This window comes from Thalassospira sp. CH_XMU1458, from assembly GCF_037027205.1.
In the GTDB taxonomy this organism is placed as follows: domain Bacteria; phylum Pseudomonadota; class Alphaproteobacteria; order Rhodospirillales; family Thalassospiraceae; genus Thalassospira; species Thalassospira tepidiphila.
Genome location: NZ_JAYMDW010000004.1, coordinates 164,262 through 187,304 on the forward strand (window position 1 = coordinate 164,262; position 23,043 = coordinate 187,304).

22 protein-coding genes are annotated in these 23,043 nt (G+C 54.9%); 15 read left to right on the forward strand and 7 right to left on the reverse strand.

Annotated elements, in window-relative coordinates; translation table 11 throughout:
- Positions 1 to 8 precede the first annotated feature (8 nt).
- The 4 genes from WBY09_RS19420 to WBY09_RS19435 all read left to right on the forward strand — a co-directional run bounded on the left by WBY09_RS19420 (position 9) and on the right by WBY09_RS19435 (position 4,729).
- On the forward strand, positions 9 to 815 hold the full coding sequence (locus WBY09_RS19420; protein WP_082923611.1) for an RlmE family RNA methyltransferase: 807 nt from the start codon (positions 9 to 11) through the stop codon (positions 813 to 815).
- A 188-nt stretch (positions 816 to 1,003) separates the two neighbouring features.
- Positions 1,004 to 1,528 carry a PAS domain-containing protein gene (locus tag WBY09_RS19425; RefSeq protein ID WP_040824713.1) on the forward strand — a complete coding sequence of 175 codons (525 nt, stop codon included), beginning with the start codon at positions 1,004 to 1,006 and terminating at the stop codon, positions 1,526 to 1,528.
- 197 nt (positions 1,529 to 1,725) lie between these two features.
- Positions 1,726 to 3,192, forward strand: coding sequence for an IMP dehydrogenase (gene guaB / locus WBY09_RS19430; RefSeq protein ID WP_064782292.1), 1,467 nt, complete (start codon positions 1,726 to 1,728; stop codon positions 3,190 to 3,192).
- 199 nt (positions 3,193 to 3,391) lie between these two features.
- Positions 3,392 to 4,729, forward strand: coding sequence for an RsmB/NOP family class I SAM-dependent RNA methyltransferase (locus tag WBY09_RS19435; RefSeq protein WP_336233650.1), 1,338 nt, complete (start codon positions 3,392 to 3,394; stop codon positions 4,727 to 4,729).
- Positions 4,730 to 4,860: 131 nt separating this feature from the next.
- Here the strand turns inward: WBY09_RS19435 and WBY09_RS19440 are convergent, their stop codons facing one another.
- Positions 4,861 to 5,154, reverse strand: a complete 294-nt coding sequence (locus tag WBY09_RS19440) for a hypothetical protein (protein WP_336233651.1) — start codon at positions 5,152 to 5,154, stop codon at positions 4,861 to 4,863.
- Positions 5,155 to 5,444: 290 nt separating this feature from the next.
- Here WBY09_RS19440 and guaA point away from each other — a divergent pair, with 290 nt between their 5' ends.
- A complete protein-coding gene (guaA, locus tag WBY09_RS19445) occupies positions 5,445 to 6,998 on the forward strand; it encodes a glutamine-hydrolyzing GMP synthase (RefSeq protein WP_008892165.1) in 1,554 nt (517 codons plus the stop codon).
- A 227-nt stretch (positions 6,999 to 7,225) separates the two neighbouring features.
- On the opposite strand, the gene WBY09_RS19450 is transcribed toward guaA, so the two are convergent.
- Entirely contained in the window at positions 7,226 to 7,984 is a 759-nt protein-coding gene (locus tag WBY09_RS19450) for an SDR family NAD(P)-dependent oxidoreductase (RefSeq protein WP_197145378.1), read from the reverse strand.
- 132 nt (positions 7,985 to 8,116) lie between these two features.
- Positions 8,117 to 8,533, reverse strand: coding sequence for an MAPEG family protein (locus WBY09_RS19455; RefSeq protein WP_197145377.1), 417 nt, complete (start codon positions 8,531 to 8,533; stop codon positions 8,117 to 8,119).
- Positions 8,534 to 8,815: 282 nt separating this feature from the next.
- Here WBY09_RS19455 and WBY09_RS19460 point away from each other — a divergent pair, with 282 nt between their 5' ends.
- Positions 8,816 to 11,269, forward strand: a complete 2,454-nt coding sequence (locus WBY09_RS19460; RefSeq protein ID WP_197145376.1) for a GcvT family protein — start codon at positions 8,816 to 8,818, stop codon at positions 11,267 to 11,269.
- 54 nt (positions 11,270 to 11,323) lie between these two features.
- Here WBY09_RS19460 and WBY09_RS19465 read toward each other — a convergent pair whose 3' ends face one another.
- Complete coding sequence (locus tag WBY09_RS19465) at positions 11,324 to 11,530, reverse strand: helix-turn-helix domain-containing protein (RefSeq protein WP_197145375.1); 207 nt, start codon at positions 11,528 to 11,530, stop codon at positions 11,324 to 11,326.
- Positions 11,530 to 12,084: a DUF2975 domain-containing protein gene (locus WBY09_RS19470; protein WP_197145374.1), complete on the reverse strand. Its 555-nt coding sequence runs from the start codon at positions 12,082 to 12,084 to the stop codon at positions 11,530 to 11,532. Before WBY09_RS19470 ends, WBY09_RS19465 begins: the two co-directional genes overlap by 1 nt.
- A gap of 177 nt (positions 12,085 to 12,261) precedes the next feature.
- Between WBY09_RS19470 and WBY09_RS19475 the strand changes: the two genes are divergently transcribed.
- The 3 genes from WBY09_RS19475 to WBY09_RS19485 all read left to right on the forward strand — a co-directional run bounded on the left by WBY09_RS19475 (position 12,262) and on the right by WBY09_RS19485 (position 16,310).
- A complete protein-coding gene (locus tag WBY09_RS19475) occupies positions 12,262 to 12,696 on the forward strand; it encodes an ArsR/SmtB family transcription factor (protein WP_064782288.1) in 435 nt (144 codons plus the stop codon).
- Between the two features lie 14 nt (positions 12,697 to 12,710).
- Positions 12,711 to 13,760 carry a sulfotransferase family protein gene (locus tag WBY09_RS19480; RefSeq protein ID WP_157097799.1) on the forward strand — a complete coding sequence of 350 codons (1,050 nt, stop codon included), beginning with the start codon at positions 12,711 to 12,713 and terminating at the stop codon, positions 13,758 to 13,760.
- A gap of 267 nt (positions 13,761 to 14,027) precedes the next feature.
- Positions 14,028 to 16,310 carry a heavy metal translocating P-type ATPase gene (locus WBY09_RS19485; protein ID WP_252723944.1) on the forward strand — a complete coding sequence of 761 codons (2,283 nt, stop codon included), beginning with the start codon at positions 14,028 to 14,030 and terminating at the stop codon, positions 16,308 to 16,310.
- Positions 16,311 to 16,391: 81 nt separating this feature from the next.
- Here the strand turns inward: WBY09_RS19485 and WBY09_RS19490 are convergent, their stop codons facing one another.
- Both WBY09_RS19490 and WBY09_RS19495 read right to left on the reverse strand, forming a co-directional pair.
- Complete coding sequence (locus tag WBY09_RS19490; protein ID WP_197145372.1) at positions 16,392 to 17,303, reverse strand: sugar kinase; 912 nt, start codon at positions 17,301 to 17,303, stop codon at positions 16,392 to 16,394.
- Positions 17,304 to 17,326: 23 nt separating this feature from the next.
- Positions 17,327 to 18,373 (reverse strand): D-TA family PLP-dependent enzyme, encoded by a 1,047-nt coding sequence (locus WBY09_RS19495; protein WP_197145371.1) that lies wholly within the window; start codon positions 18,371 to 18,373, stop codon positions 17,327 to 17,329.
- 172 nt (positions 18,374 to 18,545) lie between these two features.
- Here WBY09_RS19495 and WBY09_RS19500 point away from each other — a divergent pair, with 172 nt between their 5' ends.
- The 6 genes from WBY09_RS19500 to WBY09_RS19525 are packed head-to-tail and all read left to right on the forward strand — an operon-like array spanning position 18,546 to position 22,735.
- Positions 18,546 to 19,394: a transporter substrate-binding domain-containing protein gene (locus tag WBY09_RS19500; RefSeq protein ID WP_064782283.1), complete on the forward strand. Its 849-nt coding sequence runs from the start codon at positions 18,546 to 18,548 to the stop codon at positions 19,392 to 19,394.
- 27 nt (positions 19,395 to 19,421) lie between these two features.
- Positions 19,422 to 20,084 carry an amino acid ABC transporter permease gene (locus WBY09_RS19505; RefSeq protein ID WP_064782282.1) on the forward strand — a complete coding sequence of 221 codons (663 nt, stop codon included), beginning with the start codon at positions 19,422 to 19,424 and terminating at the stop codon, positions 20,082 to 20,084.
- Between the two features lie 11 nt (positions 20,085 to 20,095).
- Positions 20,096 to 20,755 (forward strand): amino acid ABC transporter permease, encoded by a 660-nt coding sequence (locus tag WBY09_RS19510; protein WP_064782281.1) that lies wholly within the window; start codon positions 20,096 to 20,098, stop codon positions 20,753 to 20,755.
- A 10-nt stretch (positions 20,756 to 20,765) separates the two neighbouring features.
- Positions 20,766 to 21,530, forward strand: a complete 765-nt coding sequence (locus WBY09_RS19515) for an amino acid ABC transporter ATP-binding protein (RefSeq protein WP_286790891.1) — start codon at positions 20,766 to 20,768, stop codon at positions 21,528 to 21,530.
- Between the two features lie 18 nt (positions 21,531 to 21,548).
- Complete coding sequence (locus WBY09_RS19520; protein ID WP_286790892.1) at positions 21,549 to 21,935, forward strand: RidA family protein; 387 nt, start codon at positions 21,549 to 21,551, stop codon at positions 21,933 to 21,935.
- 41 nt (positions 21,936 to 21,976) lie between these two features.
- Entirely contained in the window at positions 21,977 to 22,735 is a 759-nt protein-coding gene (locus tag WBY09_RS19525) for an IclR family transcriptional regulator (protein ID WP_286790893.1), read from the forward strand.
- Positions 22,736 to 23,043: the final 308 nt, after the last annotated feature.

The window sequence follows — 23,043 nt, forward strand, 5'->3', positions numbered from 1 at the left end:
GATAAATCATGAGCGACAATCGCAGCGGAAAAGGCGGGCAGCGCCGCCGCAAGGGTTCGGCCATTGCAGCCATCGACACCGGCGCACGCCGTGGCCTGCGTACGCGTGTAAAAAGTGCCAAGGGGCGCAAGATTTCCTCGACCCGCTGGCTTGATCGCCAACTTAATGACCCGTATGTGCAGGAAGCCAAACGTCTTGGCTATCGTTCGCGTGCGGCCTTCAAGCTGATTGAAATCAACAACCAGTTTGATCTGCTGCAACCGGGCATGCGCATTGTTGACCTTGGTGCGGCCCCTGGCGGCTGGACGCAGGTGGCGGTGGATATGGTCGGCTCCAAACATGGCAAGGGTCAGGTTGTCGGCCTTGATATCCTTGAGTGGGAAGGCATTTCGGGGGCGACCTGTTTGCAGGCCGATTTCCTTGATCCCAAGGCGCCGGACATGATCAAGCACGAATTGCAGGGCGCGGTTGATGCCGTGATTTCCGATATGTCACCGGAAACCACCGGCCACCGTCAGACCGACCACATTCGTATTATTGATCTGGTCGAACATGCATTGCTGTTTGCCGAGGAAGTCCTGGCGCCGGGCGGTATTTTCATTGCCAAGGTGTTCAAGGGCGGTACCGAGAACGAGCTTCTTGACCGTGTCAAAAAGAACTTCCGGGTGACCAAGCATGCCAAACCGCCAGCATCGCGGCCCGAAAGTCCGGAGGCCTATCTGATCGCAACCGGTTTCCGCGGCCAGAACAACGCCGAAGACGACATCAGGAATGCCGAAATCCGCGAAGACGACAACTGGTCGCCGATCGAATAGACATCAATAAATTATTCCAATATCCACAATGGGATAGACTGGAATAGTTATAATTCTTCAGGCATTGTTGCGTTACATCAAACCCTGATCGCGCCCAAGGCGTTAATGATCAAGGTGGCAAGAAGTTAATCTTGCATTCCGGGTGGAACGGGCCATGTGGGGTGGCCATTGCTTGTGGGGTTTATCTGATGAAACAGGACAATCTTAGCCTGACAGGGGTGGAACGTCATTTTGACGAGCATGAGATCATCGTCTCAAAGACCGATCTCAAGGGCAGGATTACATATGCCAATGACACGTTCCTGCGTGTCGCGGGATACCGTGAACGCGATATCCTTGGTCAGCCACACAGCATCATCCGCCATCCCGATATGCCAAGGTCGGTCTTTGCCCTGCTGTGGCAAACCATTGAGGCCGGGCGCGAGATTTTCGCCTATGTGATCAATCGCAGTGCCAATGGTGACCATTATTGGGTCTTGGCCAATGTCACGCCAAGCTTCGGTCCGGATGGCAAGATCATCGGATATCATTCCAACCGCCGGGTGCCGCGTCGTGATGCTGTCGAAAAGGTCATCCCGCTTTATAAGGCGCTGTGTGAAGAAGAGGCCAAGGAGGCCAACCGCAAGGAAGGTATGGCGCGCGGGATCAAGATGGTCACTGACCTGCTGAATGACGCTGGCATGGATTACGACCAGTTTGTCTTTAGCCTTTAGGTCCGCGTTTCCAAGGCTTGCATGTGCGGAAATGAAAAAGGGGCTCGCCTGACGGCAGCCCCATCGACCAGTTTCTAACGGAATGCGCAAAATAAAGCATCAATAAAATCACAGGGCTGTTATGGGCGCACAAAACTTGGCATTTGGGGCATAACGTGTATAAATTCCGCGCCAACTCAGATTAACGAGGTGGCCAGATGACCCGCATTGCCGAAGCCCTGACGTTTGACGACGTATTGATCAAACCCGCAGCATCAGAAGTGCTGCCTGCTCAGGTGCAGACCAACACCCGCATTACCAAGAATATTGAACTCAGAATCCCGCTGCTTTCCTCGGCAATGGATACCGTTACCGAAAGTGCAATGGCGATTGTCATGGCACAGCATGGCGGCATGGGGGTCATTCACAAGAACCTCGATATCGCACAGCAGGCCGAAGAAGTTCGCCGCGTGAAAAAGTTCGAATCGGGTATGGTCGTCAACCCGATCACCATTCATCCCGATCAAACGCTCGCCGATGCGCTCGACCTGATGGATGCCAACCACATTTCCGGTATTCCAGTTGTCGAACGTGGTTCGAACAAGCTGGTTGGCATTCTGACCAATCGTGATGTCCGTTTTGCGTCCAACCGTTCGCAGCCGGTTTCCGAACTGATGACCCACGAAGGTCTGGTCACGGTCACCGAGAATGTCGATACCACCGAAGCCAAGAAACTTCTGCACCAACACCGCATTGAAAAGCTGCTTGTTGTGGATGAAGCCTATCGTTGCACCGGCCTGATCACGGTCAAGGACATCGAAAAAGCCAAACTCCACCCGAATGCTTGTAAAGATGAAAGCGGTCGCCTCCGCGTTGCCGCCGCAACCGGTGTCGGTGAGGCCGGCTTTGAACGCGCCGCTGCCCTGATTGAGGCAGGCGTGGACGTTCTGGTCATTGATACCGCACACGGCCATTCGGCAGGTGTGATCAAGGCGGTTGAGCAGATCAAGGCCCAGGTTGGCGATACCCAGATCATTGCCGGTAACGTCGCCACCGCAGACGCCGTCAAGGCACTGGCAGAGGCCGGTGCAGATGCGGTCAAGGTCGGTATCGGCCCGGGATCAATTTGTACGACCCGTATCGTTGCCGGTGTTGGCGTGCCGCAGCTGACCGCTGTTCTTGAATGCGGTGAAATGGCGCACAAGCTTGATATTCCGATCATCGCGGATGGCGGCATCAAGTTTTCGGGCGACATTGCCAAGGCAATGGCAGCCGGTGCCAGCACTTGCATGGTCGGATCGCTTCTGGCCGGTACTGACGAAGCCCCGGGTGAAGTCATCCTGTATCAGGGCCGTTCGTACAAATCGTACCGTGGTATGGGTTCGGTTGGTGCGATGGCACGTGGCTCGGCAGACCGTTATTTCCAGCAGGATGTTCAGGACAACCTCAAACTGGTTCCCGAAGGCATCGAAGGCCGCGTTCCTTACAAAGGCCCGGCTGGTCAGATCATCCATCAGCTGGTTGGCGGTCTTAAGGCATCTATGGGCTATACCGGTTCGGCAACGCTTGCGGACTTCCGCGAACGTGCGGAATTTGTTCGCATCACCAATGCGGGCCTGCGCGAAAGCCATGCGCACGACGTGACCATCACCCGCGAAGCACCGAACTATCGTCCGGGCGGCTGATGGACTTGCGCCTGCTGATTGGCTGACCAGCCTTGCGTTTGACGCTGTTGGCGAATGGTCTTTGCCATGATATGAGGCGCATTCAAATTCCGATGACGGCAGGCCTTCCTGCCGTCATCAGCTTTTTTATCGTAGAGTGATTGTTTGCTTCCCATATGCGAAGCAGTCTTTCACCCGCAAACAGGTTGGATTTTACGCTTTGAAACCCGGTGCCCGCATAGCAGCCGTTATCGAACTTTACGATGGCTGGACCCATAACCGAGATGACGCTGACCGCGTTGTGTCAGGCTATTTCGGATCACGCCGGTATATCGGCGGCGGGGATCGTCGTGAAATCAGCGAACGTTTCTATAACCTGATCCGTCATCAGGCCCGTCTGGGCTGGTGGCTGGCAGAATGTGATTATCAGTTCCAGGACGGTCGTGCGCGCATGATCGCCGATCTGGTGTTGCATGACGGTTTGACAACCGGCGAAATCGAAGACCGTTTCTGTGGTGAACAATTCTGCCCCGACATTTTGCGTCCCAATGAAAAGCATCTGATCAACAAGCTTTCGGGCAAAACACTTGATCATGATGCGCAGCCCGGTGCGGTAAAGGCCGAATTGCCAAAATGGCTTTATACCGAACTGATGAAGCTGCATCACGAAAACCTTGCAGCCGAAATGGCGGCGTATAACCAGCCTGCCAAACTTGATCTGCGCGTGAACCGCCTGCGCGGTAGTGTTGAAGATGCGATCAAGTCGCTGAAGGCTGATGGCATCAAGGATATCGAACGCACCCCCTATGCCCCCAATGGCCTTCGTTTGCCTCTTGGTTTGAACATGCTGGTCACGGCCGCCTACAAAGACGGCCTGATCGAAATCCAGGACGAAGCATCGCAGATTTGTGTTCATCTGGTCGACGCCAAGCCGGGCATGACGATTTTGGATATGTGTGCGGGCGGTGGCGGCAAGACGCTTGGTCTTGCTGCGGATATGCGCGGCAAGGGCCGTATTCTTGCCTGTGACACCCATGGCGGTCGTTTGGACAATGCGCGCAAACGTGCACGTCGTGCCGGGGCAGGCGATTGCATTCAACAACGCATCATCGCCGATGAACGTGACAGTTGGCTTCGTAACAAGTCGGGCTTCTTTGACCGGGTGTTGCTCGATGTACCGTGCTCGGGCCTTGGGACGCTGCGTCGTAATCCGGCACTGCGCTGGCGGATTGGGCAGCGTGACCTGCGCGGCCTGATGGCTGAACAAAGCAAAATCCTTAAGGCCGGTGCCGCCAAGGTCACCAAGGGTGGGCGCCTGATTTATGCGACCTGTTCGATCATGCCCGAGGAAAACGAACGTCTGATCGAAACCTTCATGCGCGATCGCAAGGATTTCAAACCGGTGCCGGTTAATGAAATCTGGCCGGATGCGCCGAAATCAGTGCCTGTACCGGGCGGCAAGGACAAGCCGTGGCTGCGTTTGTCGCCAAACGTCCATGGCACGGATGGTTTCTTTGTTGCGGTGTTCGAACGCACCGCAAAAGGCAAGGTAAAGTAATGACACTGGCGGTAATGGCATATGGAACCCAATCCCAGCCTCACACCGCCCTTGTTCTGCCTGCAAATCAAAAGGCCCTGCGAGTGATGCTCGCAGGGCTGATTTTGTTTAACCGTCAACGCGCTTATGCGTTACTCGGTGGTCTGTACCGGCTCGTCAAAGATGGTGCCGTTGCCAGTTGCGCTACCGTCGCTTCCTTTGGATGCGTCGCCGTTCTCAAGGTTTTTCATGCCCGGAACGATTTCTTCGGCGCTATCAGGGATCAGGCCTTTGCCGTTTTGCGCCGGTGCGGTTTCCTCGGTGCCAATGAGCGGCAGGCTAGTGCCACCGTCTTTCTGGGTCATGGCGATTGCGGTTGCTGTGCCGGCAATCAGAATAAGGCCCGCGACGGCCATGGCGATTTTGCTACCGGTGGAAGTGCTCATGATGATGTGTCCCTTGCGTTGATCAATCGTTTGATGCTCGTGCTTGGACGCGGTGTTTCCCGCGTTCCGTTAGCTCAGATACTGCGCGCCCATTGCGCGGAAAAAAGGGACCAATTGTGGGGTTTTCGGGGTGCTCTGCGCGCAAATCCGCCGCAATTGCACCGCGACACCCGTAACAACAAGACAAGTTTTTTGAATGCATCGTTGGGGGACCATCTGCGCCGGGTTGCCCATCACGATGGTTTGGCGTATGTACGGCGCAACCCAATCTTCGACGGAGATACGGCCCGATGACTGATCGCGTGCTGATTATTGATTTCGGATCCCAGGTCACCCAGCTGATTGCACGTCGCGTGCGCGAAAGCGGTGTCTATAGCGAGATCCATCCTTTTAACAACATCTCGGACGCGTTCCTGGATGAATATGCCCCCAAGGCCGTGATTCTTTCGGGTGGCCCGGCGTCTGTCCATTGGGACAAGGCCCCCTCGGCACCTGCAAAGGTGTTTGAGCTCGGCGTGCCGGTTCTGGGTATTTGCTATGGTCAGCAGACCATGGTCAATCAGCTGGGCGGCAAGGTCGCGACTTCTGACCATCGTGAATTCGGTCGCGCCTTTGTCGATGTGATCGAAGATTGCGATCTTTTCAAAGGTGTCTGGGCCGAAGGTGCCCGCGAACAGGTCTGGATGAGCCACGGCGACCGCGTCGATGCGCTGCCTGATGGTTTCCGCGTTGTTGGTAAATCCGAAGGCGCACCGTTTGCCGCCATCGCCAATGACGACAAGAAATTCTATGCCGTGCAGTTCCACCCGGAAGTGGTTCACACCCCGCATGGTGCGCAGCTTCTCAAGAACTTCACCCATGGTGTTGCCGGATGTTCTGGCGACTGGACCATGAATGCCTATAAAGACGATGCGATCGACAAGATCCGCAAACAGGTTGGCGATGGCAAAGTCATCTGTGGTCTTTCGGGTGGCGTTGACAGCTCCGTCACCGCGGTTTTGATCCACGAAGCGATTGGCGATCAGCTGACCTGCGTGTTTGTGGATCATGGCTTCATGCGTTCGGGCGAGGCCGACCAGGTCGTCACCCTGTTCCGCGATCACTACAACATCCCGCTTGTGCATGTTGATGCGTCCGACACCTTCATCGGTGCCATCGAAGGCGAAACCGACCCGGAAGTAAAACGCAAAACCATTGGCCGTCTGTTCATCGAAGTGTTCGAACAAGAAGCCAAAAAAATCGGTGGTGCAGACTTCCTGGCACAGGGAACGCTTTATCCTGACGTGATCGAAAGTGTGTCCTTCACCGGTGGCCCGTCGGTCACCATCAAGTCACACCACAACGTCGGCGGTCTTCCGGAACGTATGAACATGAAGCTGGTGGAACCGCTTCGTGAACTGTTCAAGGACGAAGTTCGTGATTTGGGCCGGGAACTCGGCCTGCCTGACAGCTTTGTCGGACGTCACCCGTTCCCTGGACCGGGCCTTGCGATCCGTATCCCGGGCCAGCCAATCACGCGTGAAAAGCTTGATGTGCTCCGCAAGGCTGATGCGATCTATCTCGAAGAAATCCGCAATGCCGGGCTTTATGACGCGATCTGGCAGGCATTCGCCGTGTTGCTTCCGGTCCGTACCGTCGGCGTGATGGGCGATGGTCGTACCTATGACTATGCCTGTGCCCTCCGCGCAGTGACCTCAACCGACGGCATGACCGCCGACTTCTTCCCGTTCCCGCCGGAACTGCTTGGCCGTATCGCCAACCGGATCATAAATGAAGTCAACGGCATTAACCGTGTGACCTATGACTTCACCTCGAAGCCACCCGGAACGATTGAATGGGAATAGGTTTTCCGATACCGGAACCAACAAACGGCGCGTCCACTGGGCGCGCCGTTTTGCATTTGAGCTAGTTCGAGCCCGGCCCCTCCGACCCGCAATCGCCTGAGGAGTTACACGCATTTGACAAAGCCTGCTGCACGCTGCGCTGCCAGTTAAATGTCAGGCATGACGACAGGGCCAATATGGCGGTCAATGCGATGATCAGGCGAAGCGGGCGCATGGGATCATTACCTTTACTCTCTGCGAAGGGCGGGTAGGCCAACGCCGGTTGTTTCGAACCCGCCATCGGCGGCAACGATCTGGCCGGTAACAAAGCTTGCCTTGTCGGAGCACAGGAAATGGATGACTTCGGCAATTTCGTTTTCTGTGCCATAGCGGCCCAGCGGCATCGCGTCGAGATAGGCCGAGATAATTTCTGGCGAATGCACGGCCATGGCGAGTTTGGTTTTGACCGGGCCGGGGCAGACGCAATTGGCGCGGATGCCATATTCCCCCAGTTCGGCGGCCTGTTGTTTGGTCATGTGAATGACCGCAGCTTTTGATGTGCCATAGGCGACACGAAGCGTTGATGCGCGAAGGCCGGAGATCGAGCCGATATTGACAATCGCGCCTCTGGTTTCCTTGAGTGCTGGTATGGTCGCCTGTGAGACAAGAAAGACACCATCAAGGTTGGTTTCCATGATGCGGCGCCAGGTCGCGAAGCTTGTTTCCTCGACCGGCAGGAAGTCGGCAACACCGGCATTGTTGACGACGGCATCGATCCGTCCAAAGGCCGAAAGCACAGCATTGACCATCTGATCAACCTGCGCGGCGTCCGAGACATCATATTCAAAGGCCGAGGCCACATCCGACACGGTTTTTGACGCAGAATCAAGTTCCGGTCCGTCGCGATCAATCATGGCGACTTTCCAGCCCTGATCGATAAATAGTTTGGTGGTAGCAAGTCCGATCCCGCGTGCGGCCCCGGTGACCAGTGCGACTTTCTGCGTCATGTAAAACGTCCTTTCCTGAACCATTCCCTGTTGCCGCTGCTTTGTGCGCGGCATTATTGGCGTTCATTAAGGCAAAACTCGCAGTGCCCGGCAAGCACACGATCAATCAAGGATGTAAATCATCGCTTAGACCTAGGCCAAAAACAGTTGGGACGCGTAAACCAGCATCGAAAACAGGCTGACGAAATAGGCGATCGAGCGGACGCCATTGATCCCCGGAACGCGCGTGATGCCCGCAAGATAAAGCCCGCCATGTGCAATGCGCGCCGCGAGAAAAATGGTCGCACAGGCAACGGTCACACTATTGGACACACCGATGACATGTGCAGTCAGTACGATAATCGCAAAGGGAACAAGGTTTTCCAGATGGTTCTGATGGGCGCGTACCCCGCGTGCGGCCATGCCGGTCCGTTCGGGCAGGGCGTCGCGGTTGCCCATGAGGCGTTTGTCCCCAACACCGGGCTGCTTGGCGTAGGCATAATTATAGGCCCATGGGAAAGCCAGGCAGAGCAGCGCGTTGAGAACCAGAATGGTTAATTCGTAAGTCATTGGGAAACCGGATGTCTGATGGGACTATATGATCTACGTTCTATGGACAGGCAATAGATCATTCATGGTGACCTTTAAGCCCTGAGTGGTAAACGATTTCGTGGTGCCAGATCGTATGATTTTATGGAGCCAAAGTACCTTTTGGCTCCATCTCCCCTTGTCGCCGTCAAGCTTGTTGTCTAGCGTCAGCACAACAATATGAGCATCCAGTTGTTGTAAGCAGGTATGCCACCATATCAGGAGACCGTCCCGGGAAGTTCAGTGCATTTCGAATAAGGGGCTATGGCGTTGGCAAACATTCAGGACAAGGCCCGTGTAGTCATTATCGGCGGTGGCGTGATTGGCTGTTCGGTCGCCTATCATCTGACCAAATTGGGCTGGAAAGATGTTGTCTTGCTCGAACGCAAGGAACTGACATCCGGCACGACATGGCATGCGGCGGGTCTGATTGCCCAGTTGCGCGCAACCGCCAACATGACCCGTCTTGCCAAGTACTCCCAGGAACTATACGGCACGCTTGAAGATGAAACCGGGGTCGCCACAGGTTTCAAGCGCGTTGGTGCCATCACCGTCGCCCTGACGGAGGATCGGAAGGAAGAATTGTTCCGCCAATCCGCGATGGCACGTGCCTTCGGGGTGGAGATCGAAGAAATCTCACCTGCCGAGATCGGGGAACGCTATCCGCATGTCAATCTGGATGGCGTGACAGCAGGCGTGTATTTGCCCAAGGATGGGCAGGGTGATCCGGGGAATATCGCGCTTTCGCTGGCGCGCGGTGCAACCAAACGTGGTGCGAAAATCCATAGCCGCACCAAAGTCACCGGTATGCGCAAACAGGGATCGCGTATTACAGCCGTTTCCTGGCAATCCGAGGATGGTGATCAAGGCGAAATTGCCTGCGATATGGTGGTCAACTGTGCGGGCATGTGGGCGCGCGATGTTGGCAAGATGGCCGGTGTGAATGTGCCGTTACATGCTTGTGAGCATTATTATATCGTCACCGATAGTGTGCCACAGCTGGGTGATTTGCCGGTTCTGCGCGTGCCTGATGAGTGCGCCTATTACAAGGAAGATGCCGGTAAGATCCTATTGGGAATGTTCGAGCCCAAGGCCAAGCCATGGGGCATGGAGGGCATTCCCGACAGCTTCGAGTTTGATGAGCTGCCACCCGATTTCGAGCATTTCGAACCGATCCTTGAAATGGCGATCAATCGCCTGCCACTTTTGGGCCAAACCGGTATTCATACCTTTTTCAATGGCCCGGAAAGCTTTACGCCCGATGACGCCTATCACCTTGGTCTGGCGCCTGGTATGGATAATGTTTGGGTCGCGGCCGGGTTCAATTCCATCGGTATTCAATCGGCCGGTGGGGCCGGGATGGCGTTGGCGCAATGGATGGAAGACGGCGAAAAGCCGTTCGATCTTGGCGATGTCGATATCGCACGCATGCAGCCATTTCAGGGCAACAAGACCTATCTGACGGAACGTGTTTCAGAAACATTGGGCTTGCTGTATGCCGATCATTATCCGTTCCGGCAAAAAGCAACATCACGCGGCATTCGTCGCTCGCCCCTGCATGAACATCTGGCGAGGAACGGCGCCGTGTTCGGTGAGCTCGCAGGCTGGGAGCGTGCAAACTGGTTCGCCAATGACGGTCAAAAACCGGAATATGAATATAGCTGGAAACGCCCCAACTGGTTTGACAATGCCAAGGCAGAGCATCTGGCAATCCGAACCGGTGTGGGCCTTTATGACATGTCGTCCTTTGGCAAAATCCGGGTTGAAGGCCCGGATGCGACGGCCTTCCTGAACCATGTCAGCGGTGGGGAGATGGACGTGCCGGTTGGCAAGATCGTCTATACCCAGTTCCTCAATGCGCGGGGCGGGATCGAGGCGGACGTAACCATTACACGCCTTTCGGAGCTTGCTTATCTGGTGGTGACACCGGCGGCAACGCGGCTGGCCGATGAGACATGGATGCGTCGCCATGTTGACGATCATATGGTTGTCATCACTGATGTCACGGCGGGTGAGGCGGTTCTGGCCGTTATGGGGCCGAAGTCGCGTGATCTGTTGGCTTCCGTATCGCCCAACGATTTCTCAAACGCGGCCAATCCGTTTGGCACGGCACAGGAAATCGAAATCGGCATGGGGATCGCGCGTGCCCATCGTGTTTCCTATGTCGGGGAACTGGGCTGGGAAATCTATGTCAGTACCGACATGGCTGCCCATGTGTTTGAAACGCTGCTAGCGGCTGGCGAAGGCCATGGCCTGAAATTATGTGGCTTGCATATGATGGATGGGTGCCGGATCGAAAAGGGCTTTCGTCACTTTGGTCATGACATCACCTGTGAGGATCATGTGCTTGAGGCCGGGCTTGGTTTTGCTGTTAAAACCGACAAGTCGGATTTCTTTGGCCGGGATGCCGTGCTTGCCAAGCGTGAAAGTGGTTTGACGCGTCGGATAGTGCAATTCCGCCTGAATGATCCGGAACCACTCTTGTTCCATAACGAACCGATCCTGCGCGATGGCAAGATCGTCGGTCATCTGACATCGGGGGCCTATGGCCATCATCTTGGTGCTGCTGTCGGGATGGGCTATATCGGATGCGCGGGTGAGACGTCCGGCGACATTCTGGCATCAAGTTACAGCATTGATGTCGCTGGAACAGTGGTTGGTGCTCAGGCGTCTCTACACCCGTTCTGCGACCCGTCCGGGGATCGGATGAAGTCGTAAAAGCGGGCGAAATGCCATGGTTCTCGTGCTCTGCTCGCTTGCATTGGCCGGTCACTAATCGGGTTGAAATTCCAAAAGGTCGCCGGGTTGACAATCAAGCTCCTTGCAAATGGCCGATAGCGTTTCAAACCGCACGCCTCGCACTTTGCCGGACTTCAAAAGCGAGAGGTTTTGTTCGCTAATCCCGATCCGGGCGGCGAGGTCTTTGGACTTCATCTTGCGGGTGGCCAGCATGACGTCCAGCCGAACGATAATGGTCATCAGACGAAACTCCGATTTTCGTCATGAATGCGGGCGGCTTCGCCAAGCACCCAGGCAATGACAATGATCAGCCCGCCGAGAAACAGCGTGCTGGCCTCGGCATTGCTCAACCCGATCGACAGAACCCGTTCACCGGCCGGACGGTGGAAAGTCGCAAGGACCGAGGTGGCAGCACCGGTTAGCGGTTTGATCAGGGTTTGCGCCAGAAGGGCAATACCAAATGCCTTGAGGTGGCGGATCGGGCCCGTCTGGAAAATGGCGTTATGAGCGAAGGCACCAAACATCTTGCGCAAGCGATACAGGCCATAGGCCAAAACAAGTGACGGGATCATCATCACCGCCATGGTGACGTATTTCTGCCAACCCGAGAGCGCGTGCAGATCGGCAAGGCTGACGGTCATTTGACTTGTGCTGGCTTCAACCCAGCCTGGCGCGTACCAGACCAGTGGCACGACCAGGATCTGAAAAATGATGGCAATCGCGCAGGCCCAGTAAAGAAGGGTGCTGATGGTGCGCACATTCTTAAGCGTATCAGTGTGTTGGGTGGAGGACATCTGTGGGGCTCCTGAATAGGGGAATTCCGAATCAAGTTATAAAATTCATGTAAAACATGAATAATTTATCGAAATGAGTCAATCCGGTTTGTTTCTGGCCTGCCGAGAGCGACGGCGATTTAGGCGAATTTTTATGTGTCGCTTGCCTTGTGCGGGCAGGCGTGGAAAATAGTCCCCATGTCAGAAAGCAAAACCAAACCCCGCACGCCCGTTCCCGCAACTGATCCTGATGATTGCCAGGAATGTGATGCAGCTGCCCGACTTGGTCTGAGCACGGAACAGGGCGAGGCCGTCACACGCGACGCATCGCGGGCCGTTGGCGCGGATTTGGCTTTGCCTGATGTCGAGGCGGCAGCGAAAATCTTTTCCCTATTGGGGGATGCCGGGCGGCTTCAGCTTGTCCTGCGCTGCATGGAAAAGCCCCAGACTGTTTCGGAGTTGGCTGCGGCAACGAATATGTCGCAATCGCTTTGCAGTCATCATTTGCGACATTTGCGCGACCAACGTATTCTCGCGTCCGAGCGTAGAGGGCGACATATCCTTTATCAGATTGATGATGATCATATTTCGCGGGTAGTACGCGATACCTTTGCCCATGTCACACATGATTGAGGATGCTATGACTCTTGTCTCGCGCCACCTCAAAACAAGCATGCAGGAAAATTATGAGCCAAAGTCAATTGACGTTGCCTGTTTTCGTTGGTGGTAGCGGTAGAAGTGGTACCTCGCTCATGGGGGATTTAGTCGGGTCGCATCCCGCATTTAATCTGCCTGTCCACGAGAACAAGCTCATTGTCGAACGTGCGGGATTGCGCGATCTTATACGTGACCTGTCCGGCATACCCGATTTGATGAGGCGTCATTTCGCAATCCTGCATTTTTACGCGCGGGCCCAAAAGCTTCGTAATCTGGCTTTTCGCGACGTAGCGTTAAACCAGCAGGTGCAAAACCGTATGAACGAGCATGGTGCATCATTTCATCAGGCGTTTGAGTATGTGCAACGACAAAATCCTCAGGCAAGTGGGTCCGTCCATGCGATAGCGCAGGGCTTTGGGATTAACAACTATGACAAGTGCGTGAACGAGCTCGTCAAAAAACTGGCTGTGCATATCGATCAGAACGGGATTGTTGATACAGATGGACTACTGAAACCGTTTTTTGTGACGAAGCAGTTTGAGCGAGCAGAATTGTTGGATATTGCACGGGGCTTCCTGTGCGATCTTTACGGCACTATATCGCAACTGCGCTGGGTCGATGATACGCCATCGAACTCTCTGGCGGTAGATTTCCTTGCCGAACTGTTCCCGGAAATGCGGTTTGTCAACATGATCCGGTCACCGGCCGATACGATCAGCTCCTATGTAAAGCAAGTCTGGTTCCCAAATGATGTCAAATTAGCTGAGCAGTATATCTGTTCCAACTTGCTGGCAGCTGAAAAGCTGATGGAGGCTTTGCCTGAGCATTTGACCTTGACGGTGCGGATGGAGGATTTGGTGGAGCAACCAGAAAAAACTCTGGAAACGCTTGCCGAATTTCTCAATGTTTCCAATGAATTCAATTCGCAGCTTGTCAAGAGTGATGCCGCGCATATCGGGCGCTCTGAGAGTGATCGTGATATACAGGCCGCAATATCCGAAGACCTGAAGGCATGGATGGCACGCCACGACTATGCCTGACGACCTCAATATATGATGTTTGGAAACAAGAACATTCAAATTCCTGTTTGAATGTTCTTGACAGAGACAACCCTGCAAAATACGTTTACCTTAACATATGAATAGAAATTTGATTGTTTGGGATTGTGGATGTCTTTCATCGCGAAATGGGCGGATATGCCGACGGTAGGTTCCTGTGCTCAATGCCGGGAAGCGTTAGTCAATGCTCTTGCTAAGGCAATACCACATCAAAGTTTTTCCGATGACGGTCAAGGCATTTCTACCCCGATGCCACTCGAAGGAGATGATGCCTCCATCTTTCAGGAAATCCTCAAGAACCATGAAACGGACATTGTTCATTACCAATGGCATGTCACTGGCATGGATTGTGGGTCATGTGTTGCCAAGATCGAAACCGCCCTTGGCAAGTTTGAGGGGGTTTCATGCATCGATGTATCGATGATGCGCGAAACCGTGACGCTTGGCATTGATGCTGCCCACGATGAAACCCGTTCAGACATCACCAAAACCCTAAATAAGCTCGGATATCCGGCGCAGGAAAAGAACGCCCCGGGGGCTGCAAAGGCAAGCGGATCGTCTTGCTGTGCTGGCAACAGTTGCGGCTCGAGTACCGCCAATGATGGGGTATCGAATTCCGCAGATGACGCGCAAAATGCATCTAAACAGAGCCTTCTGCGTCGTTTCGCGCCATGGTCGTCGGAAAATGACGAAATTGCCTTTGCCGCCATTTGCCTTGCACTCGGCGGGCTGATTGGTACGACTTTCCCGGTGACGTCACCTTACGCCATGTCGGTGGCGTCCCTGTTGGCAGCGCTGCCTGTGATGAAAAAGGCGGCGCGGTTGGCGCAAAGCGGGGCGGTGTTTTCGATCGAGCTTCTGATGTCGGTTGCCGTGATCGGTGCAGTGGCGATTGGTGAAAGCCTTGAGGCCGGGATGGTGGTCTTGCTGTTTGCCATTGGCGAGCGGCTTGAGGGTGTGGCGGCCGGACGGGCCAGAAGCGGCGTACAGGCCTTGATGAAGCTTACCCCGGAGCAGGCGCGGCGTGTTGTAGATGCCGGTTTTGAGACCGTGACCCCGCGTGATCTGGTTATTGACGACATCATCGAAGTCCGCCCGGGCGAACGGGTGCCATCTGATGGCGTGATTGAAAGTGGTGTGGCCGAGATCGACAACAGCCACCTGACGGGTGAATCGGTCCCGGTCTATAGCGACGCCGGCACAGATGTTTTTGCCGGTGCGATTGTCACCGACAGTCCGGTCCGCATTCGCGTGACCCGTGCGTCGGGCCAAACCATGCTGGACCGCGTGATTGAGCTGGTCGAGCAAAGCGAAAAGCACAAGGCGCCTGTCGAACGCTTTGTTGCCAAGTTTGCCCGCATCTATACCCCGATCATCATGGGTCTCGCACTCGCCACGGTCGTGATCCCGCCGGTGGTGTTCGGGCAGGCATGGGAAGAGTGGATTTATCGCGGTCTGGCCCTGCTTCTGATTGGCTGCCCTTGTGCGCTGGTGATCTCGACACCGGCGGCGGTCACCTCGGCCCTGGCACGCGCGACCAGGATCGGTCTTCTGGTCAAGGGTGGGGCTGCGCTGGAGCTGATCGGGGCTGTGCGCACCATGGCATTTGACAAAACCGGTACGCTGACCGAAGGCAAGCCGAAACTAAGCGCAATCAAAACAGCCGATGGCTATGGCGAGAATGGTGTTCTGACGATTGCCGCAGCCCTTGAGGCCGTCACATCGCACCCGCTTGCGCGTGCTGTCGTCACGGCCGCCGAAAACCGCAATCTTGATCTGCCTGTGGTTGAACAGGCCAGAACCATTGCCGGTGCCGGTGTCGAAGGACGCATTGACGGGGCACTGTATCAGGTGGGGGCTGCCAAACGTCTGAACGGCGTGCCGGATGGCGTAATTGGCGATTGGCTGACCGCGCAAGAAGATGAAGGCAGTACTGCCGTCGTGATCCTGAAAGACGGGCAGGTAATCGGTGCCCTGGCCTTGCGCGACGTTGCACGCAGTGACGCGATGAACGCACTTGGCGAACTTAACAGGCTTAACATCACGCCTGTGATGTTAACAGGCGATGCGGATCGGGTTGCCAAGCGCATGGCCGCAGAGCTTGGCATGGAATATCGCGCCGAACTGATGCCCGAAGACAAACTGAATGCCTTGTCAGAACTGCGTGCTGATCCGAAACGGTCCGGTCCGGTGGCGATGGTCGGGGATGGCATCAACGATGCCCCGGCACTGAAATCCGCCGATGTTGGTATCGCGATTGGCGGGGGTACGGATATCGCCCTTGAGGCCGCCGATGCGGTGGCGGTCAAGGACCGGCTGGGTGATGTGGTTAATCTGGTGAAGCTGTCGCGTGCGGCACGCCGGGTGATCCGTGAAAACATCACGATTGCATTGGGGCTTAAGGCGGTCTTTCTGGTTACGTCCATCACCGGTCTAACCGGTCTTTGGCTTGCTGTTCTGGCCGACACCGGGGCGACGGTTCTGGTGACGATCAACTCGCTAAGATTGTTGATTGCCTTGCGCAAGGCATAGAACACGGTGAACATCGGCCATAATGAACAAAGCCCGGCATGATGCCGGGCTTTGTGTTGTGATAGTGGTTTGTTTCGCTGCTTAAAGGTCTGCCATCATCTCGGCTGGAATGATTGCTCCGCGATGGGTGATGACCTTGCTGGCAAGCTTGTGTCCGGTAAGCGTTGCTGTCACGCCGTCCTGTTCCTTGAGCAAGCCTGCCATGAAGCCCGCGTTAAAGCTGTCACCGGCGGCCGTCGTGTCAATCGGGGTGACCGGTTCCGGGATCGGGACATGGTGAGTTTCCCCACCTTCATAAAGCAGGCAACCTTGCTGCCCCTGTTTGACGACAATCAGGGCAGGGCTCAGCTTGGCAATCCGGTTCACGGTGTCTTGCGCCGTTTCATCACCCCAAAGAAGCTGTTCGTCATCGAATGTCGGCATCATGACATCGGCAAGGGCGGTGATGCGGGCGTATGTCTCGCGCGCCTGTTCTTCCTTTCCAGACCAAAGCTTGGGGCGGAAATTGCCATCAAAGGCGATCTTGCCACCCTTGTCTTTGTGGGACTGAAGGGTCTGAAACAGACACGTGGTGTCGTCTTCCAGCACATGCAGGCTAATCCCTGAAAGATACAGCCACGGCGCATCTTCAAGCGCCTGCAGGTATGCCTGGTCAGCAAGTGACATGGTTTGGCGTGCGGCTGACTGATTGCGCCAGTAGTGGAAAAATCGTTCGCCGTCCGCCCGGTTGGTGATGGAATAAAGTCCGGTATTTGCCTGATCCGTGCTGATCAGGAACGCATCACTGACCCGGTTGTCTTTCAGCACGGACCGGATCTGCTCACCAAACGGGTCTTCGCCGACGGCAGAGGCAAAGGCGCATTTGATCCCAAGGCGACCAAGATAGACCGCAGTATTAAACGTATCACCGCCAACCTTGACGCTGGCGTTTCCTGCCGGGTCGAACGAAATCTCGCCCATGGCTTCGCCAATGCAAATGACATCAACAGACATCAAAAAAAACTCCCTGATGCGGATTAACGCAGCATCCCGCGTGCGGCGACCGGCATTTCCATCATTTCGCCGTTCTGATCCTTGATCCAGACGGTCGGAAACAGATTGGTCACGACGCAGATGTGATTGGGGATAATCGAAATCACGTCACCAACTGCCGGGTCCCAATCGCTGTCACCAAGCTCAATGATGCCGTGTTCTTCGGACAGGCCAACAATTGATGCATCCGGTGCCTCGCGGACCATGCCAAAGCCCTCAAGGCCCAGCAGGTCGGAACTCAGCGCCTTTGATCCTGCATCGATGATGGCACGGGTTTTCGTCGGGCGGGAAACCACGGTGGTCTTAACAACCGCAGCACAGTTTTCAACGCCACATGCACCGCGCGCAATCAGGGAACGGTCATTGTAAATATAGGTCCCGGCGCGGTGTTCAGTTGCGTGATCAAATGCGGGCAGGGCGTCCAGATTTGGCGTGCCACCGGTCGAAACAACCGGGCAAGGTAGCCCGGCGTCCTCGAGACGTTGTTTGGCATCACTCAACCATTTGTCGACGTTTTCTGCATGATCCATTGGCGGATAGGTCATCAGCCCGCCAAATCGAAGTCCGGGCAACTCATTGATCCTTGATGCCAATTCGGCAGCATCAGTCGGGCTTTGCACACCACACCGTCCTGCACCGGTGTCGCATTCCACAAGAACGGTCAACTCGGTTTCTTCATCCGCAAAGCGCGCCGATAGCCCCTTGGCAACGGTCAGATTGTCACAGGTGACCGACAGGGTGCATTTGCGCGCCAGTGCCGCCAGACGATCAAGTTTGGCATCACCGATGACGTTGTAGGTCAGCAATATATCGCGGAGTCCGCCCTCAACCATAACCTCGGCCTCACCAGTCTTCTGGCAGGTGATGCCGATCGCCCCGGCCTCAATCTGTCGTTTGGCAAAAAACGGCAGTTTGTGCGTCTTGATATGCGGGCGTGTTTTAAGGCCCGCCGCATCGGCAAGGTTTTGGAAACGCGCAATGTTTTCGTCAACGACGGGGAGGTCAATCACAAGGCAAGGGGTATCAAACATGCTGGTTCCTGATTGGTTTGAGGTTGGCGCTCTCAGCTTTTTGCAAAACGAAATTGACATATCTTGAACGCCGCTGCTAGGGTAAATCCGAAATAACGGTATTAATTCCGCTATAACGGAAAAGCAAAAAACGATCCAGGAATGTGTGGCTCATTTGAAAGTGGAGACAAAAATGGCATTTCTTAAAACTCTGGCGGTCGCAACTGTCATGACCGCGACGGCGGCTTCGGCACTCGGCACTGCATCCGCCCAGGAAACAAGCAAACTTCAGCAGGTCCTTGATCGCGGCTATCTGGTCCTTGGGACCGGGTCGACCAACCCGCCGTGGCACTTTGTTGATTCAGACAACAAGCTCAAAGGTTTTGACGTTGATATGGGCCGCCTTGTGGCCAAGGCCCTGTTTGGCGACCCGGACAAGATCGAGTATGTCCAGCAGTCGGGCGACGCTCGTATTCCGAACCTCGTCACCGACAAGGTCGATATGGCCTGCCAGTTCATGACGGTCACGGCTGAACGTGCCCAGCAGATCGAATTCACCATTCCCTACTATCGCGAAGGTGTTGGTCTGTTGCTGATGGCCAATGGTGACTACGCCGATTATGACGCGCTGAAAGAAGGTGGTGATGATGTCACCGTCGCAGTTCTGCAGAACGTCTATGCCGAAGAAATGGTACACGCGGCCCTGCCAGAAGCGGAAGTTGATCAGTATGACAGCGTTGATCTGATGTATCAGGCGCTTAATTCCGGTCGTGCCGAAGCCGCCGCAACCGATCAGTCTGCACTTCGTTGGTTCATGGTTCAGAACCCGGATCGTTACACGGATGCTGGCTATGCCTGGAACCCGCAAAGCTATTCGTGCGGTGTAAAACCGGGCGATCAGCGTTGGTTGAACTTCGTCAATACCGTCCTGCATGAAGGCATGACCGGTGTTGAATTCCCGTTCTATGCTGAAAGCTTCAAAACCTGGTTTGGTGAAGAGCTCGAAACGCCGAAAATCGGCTTCCCTGTCGAGTACAAGTAATCAACGCAAGCATTCGGGAATTCCGCTTTGAATTACGATTTCAACTTTGACGTCATCTGGCGTAACTGGGATCTCCTCGCAGAGGGGCTTGGGCTGGGTCTGTTTCTGGCCATTGTCTCGATTGCGATTGGATGCGGGATCGGCCTTCTGGCGGCGTTCGGGATGCTTTCGCGCCACAGAACCTTGCGCTGGATCGCGGTGGCTTATGTCTCCGCGATCCGCAATACCCCGATCCTTGTTCTTATTCTGTTTTGCTATTTCGCGCTTCCGCAACTGGGTATCGCGTTGGACAAAATATCGTCCTTTGTCTTTACGCTGTCGATCTATGCCGGGGCCTATTTGGCCGAAGTATTCCGATCCGGTCTGGTTGCGTTGCCCAAGGGACTGCGCGAAGCCGGCCTTGCGATTGGTCTGACGGAATTCAAGATCAAGACCAACATCATCATTCCGGTGATGTTTCGAAATGTCCTGCCGTCACTTTCAAACAACTTCATTTCGCTGTTCAAGGACACCTCCCTTGCCGCCGCCATCGCGGTGCCGGAACTGACCTTTTATGCGCGCAAGATCAATGTCGAGAGCTTCCGTGTGATTGAAACGTGGATGGTCGCGTCAATGATCTATGTGGTTGCCTGTTATGTGATTGCGGCTCTGCTGCGCCGTCTTGAACTGCGCCTTGCAGTTCCACGCTAAAGGGGTATCAGATGAATTTCTCTCTTTTCCTGACAGAATTGTGGAACGCGCGGCTAAGCCTGCTTTCGGGACTGGGTGACACAATCCTGATTTCGGTTGCCTCGGTTATTCTGGGATCAGTCCTTGGTGTGTTCGTTGGTTTGGCGATGACATATGGCGCGAAGTGGCTTCGCTTTGTTGTCCGGCTGTATATCGACTTTCTGCGCGGAACTCCGGTCTTCGTTCTGATTTTGGCCTGCTTCTACATCCTTTCGGTTGTCGGTCTTGACCTGACGGCGTTTCAGGCCGGTGTTTTGGCACTGACGCTGTTTTGTTCATCCCATGTTGGCGAAATCGTCCGCGGGGCTTTGTCCGCCATTCCGCAAGGCCAGACCGAAGCCGCCAAATCGGTCGGCCTGACATTCGGGCAAACCTTTGTTTATGTGCTACTGCCCCAGGCTTTACGCCAGATCCTGCCAACCTGGGTCAATACCGCGACCGAGATCGTCAAGGCATCGACGCTGCTTTCGATCATTGGCGTGGTGGAGCTTCTGCTTGCCACCCAGCAGGTTATCTCGCGCACCTATCTCAGCCTTGAGTTCTATCTCTTTGCGGGCTTTGTCTATTTCCTTTTGAACTTCGTGATCGAGCAGGCTGGTCGTGCCGTCGAACGCCGCATTTCGATCCCATAAAGAGGCAATCATGTCCCCAATTTTGACTATTTCCGGCCTTCATAAAAGCTTTGGCAAGGTCGAAGTGCTTAAGGGCATCGACCTGACCATGCAGCAGGGCGATGTGGTTTCGCTGATCGGATCGTCCGGTTCGGGCAAGACCACGCTTCTGCGCTGTGTGAACCTTCTGGAAGATTTTGAGCAGGGCTCGATTGAACTGGCAGGTCAGTCTATCGGCTATAAACAGGACGGCGGACAGCGTCGCCGGCTGTCGGAACGTGAAATTGCCCGTCAACGTGCCATGACCGGCATGGCCTTTCAGCAGTTCAATCTTTTCCCGCACATGACGGCCGTACGCAACGTGATGCTTGGCCTAATCAAGACCAAGAAAATGCCGAAGGACGAAGCACGGGCGATTGCCGAAAAATGGCTTGAGCGCGTCGGTATGGGCCAGCGTCGCGATCACTATCCCGGCCAGCTTTCCGGTGGCCAGCAACAGCGCGTAGCTATCGCGCGCGCCATCGCGATGAACCCGCAAATCATGCTGTTTGACGAAGTGACTTCCGCACTTGATCCCGAACTGGTGGCCGAGGTGCTGGCAGTTGTTCGTGATCTGGCGAATGAGGGCATGACCATGTTGCTTGTGACGCACGAGATGCGGTTTGCGCGCGATGTTTCAAGCAAGGTCGTGTTCATGCATCAGGGGCGTATCCACGAAGAAGGCACGCCCGAACAAATTTTCGGTGCGCCGAAAACTGAACGTTTGCAGGGTTTCCTTGCAAATTCTGAATTTTAAGAACCAGGAGATATTTTTATGAGCATTAAAAGACACGGTGTTGGCGAAGGTAAGGGCAACGGTCAGAAGGCATTGCCATTTGCCAAGGCCACCGAAGCCGATGGCTGGCTTTATGTGTCCGGTCAGACCCCTATGCGTGACGGTGAAGTTGTCGGCAACGGCATTGTCGAACAGTCCCGCATTGCGATCGAAAACATGATCAAGATTGTTGAAGATGCCGGTTACAGCACTGTTGACATCATGCGTATCGGTGTCTGGCTTGATGATGCGCGCGATTTCTGGTCGTTCAATGGCGTGTTCGAGGAATATTTCGGTGAAAATCCCCCGGCACGTGCCTGCGTGCAGTCCTCGATGGTTGTCGACTGCAAAGTAGAAGTCGACTGCATCGCCTTTCGTAAGGCATAACAGTCTGCAATTATTGCGCTAAGACGTTAAGCGAGGGGTTTATGGCAGAACAGCAGATACGAAAGCGCGCGCGCGGCATTGATCGTGCGTTCGATATTCTGGACCATCTGCGCGATGTCAGAACCTCTCAGCGTCCTGCCGAGATTGCCCAGGCTTTGGGGGCGCCGACCTCGACGGTTTATGATCTGATTGGCACGCTGATTGAGCATGGCATGCTCGAAGTCACCGATGCCAATGGCTCGGTCTTTCTGGGTCGGCGGGTTTATTTCCTAGGCCTTGCTTATCGTGATTATTTCGATCTGACTCGGCAGGCGGCCGGCGTGCTTGATGAAATCACCGCAAGCACCAAGGAAACTTCCCAGTTTTGTATGCTTGATGGCAACAAATACACCGTCGCCCTGCAACGCGAAGGCAGCCGCCCGTTTCGCATTTCTGCTGATGTTGGGGAACGGACTGCCATCCCGTGGACGGCGTCTGGCCGGCTTTTGCTGGGGCACCTGAGTGATCAGGAAATCCGCGATCTGATCCCGGCTGAGGACTTTATCCTGCCCGACGGGCGTCAAATGGATATTGATGCCTATATCGCCGAAATCCGCCGTGCGCATGACGAACGCTTTTTCTCGTTCGACAGCATTGTGGATACCTTCACCCATTGCTTTGCCGCACCGGTTTATAATCAAAGCGGTATCTGTTCGGCGACACTGTGTATCGTCGCCCCCAAGGACGACGCACGTAAGAACTATGATCTCTATAAAAACGTGCTTCAGACAGCGGGCGACAAGCTTTCCAAAACCGTCTGATCCAATAGGGCACCGGTCAATAAACACATCACCCGGATCAATCGTCCGGGTGTTTTTGTTTTTGCGTCTTGGTGTTGTCGCGGAACTTTGCCCGAAAAGAGAAAGCGGCGGCTATCGTTTCCCGCATCGATAACCACCGCTTTTCCACCTTGAGAGGCCTATGGGGAGAGAGGACCCATAGGTCTGAGAGACAAGCCGCTTGGGGACAAGTGCGAATGGGTTTCATTCGCGGGCTGTGTCGAGACCCGTTATAGGTAAGAAAAAACACCGACGCAAGTGAAAATCGTTCTCATTTGCGAAAAACTTTT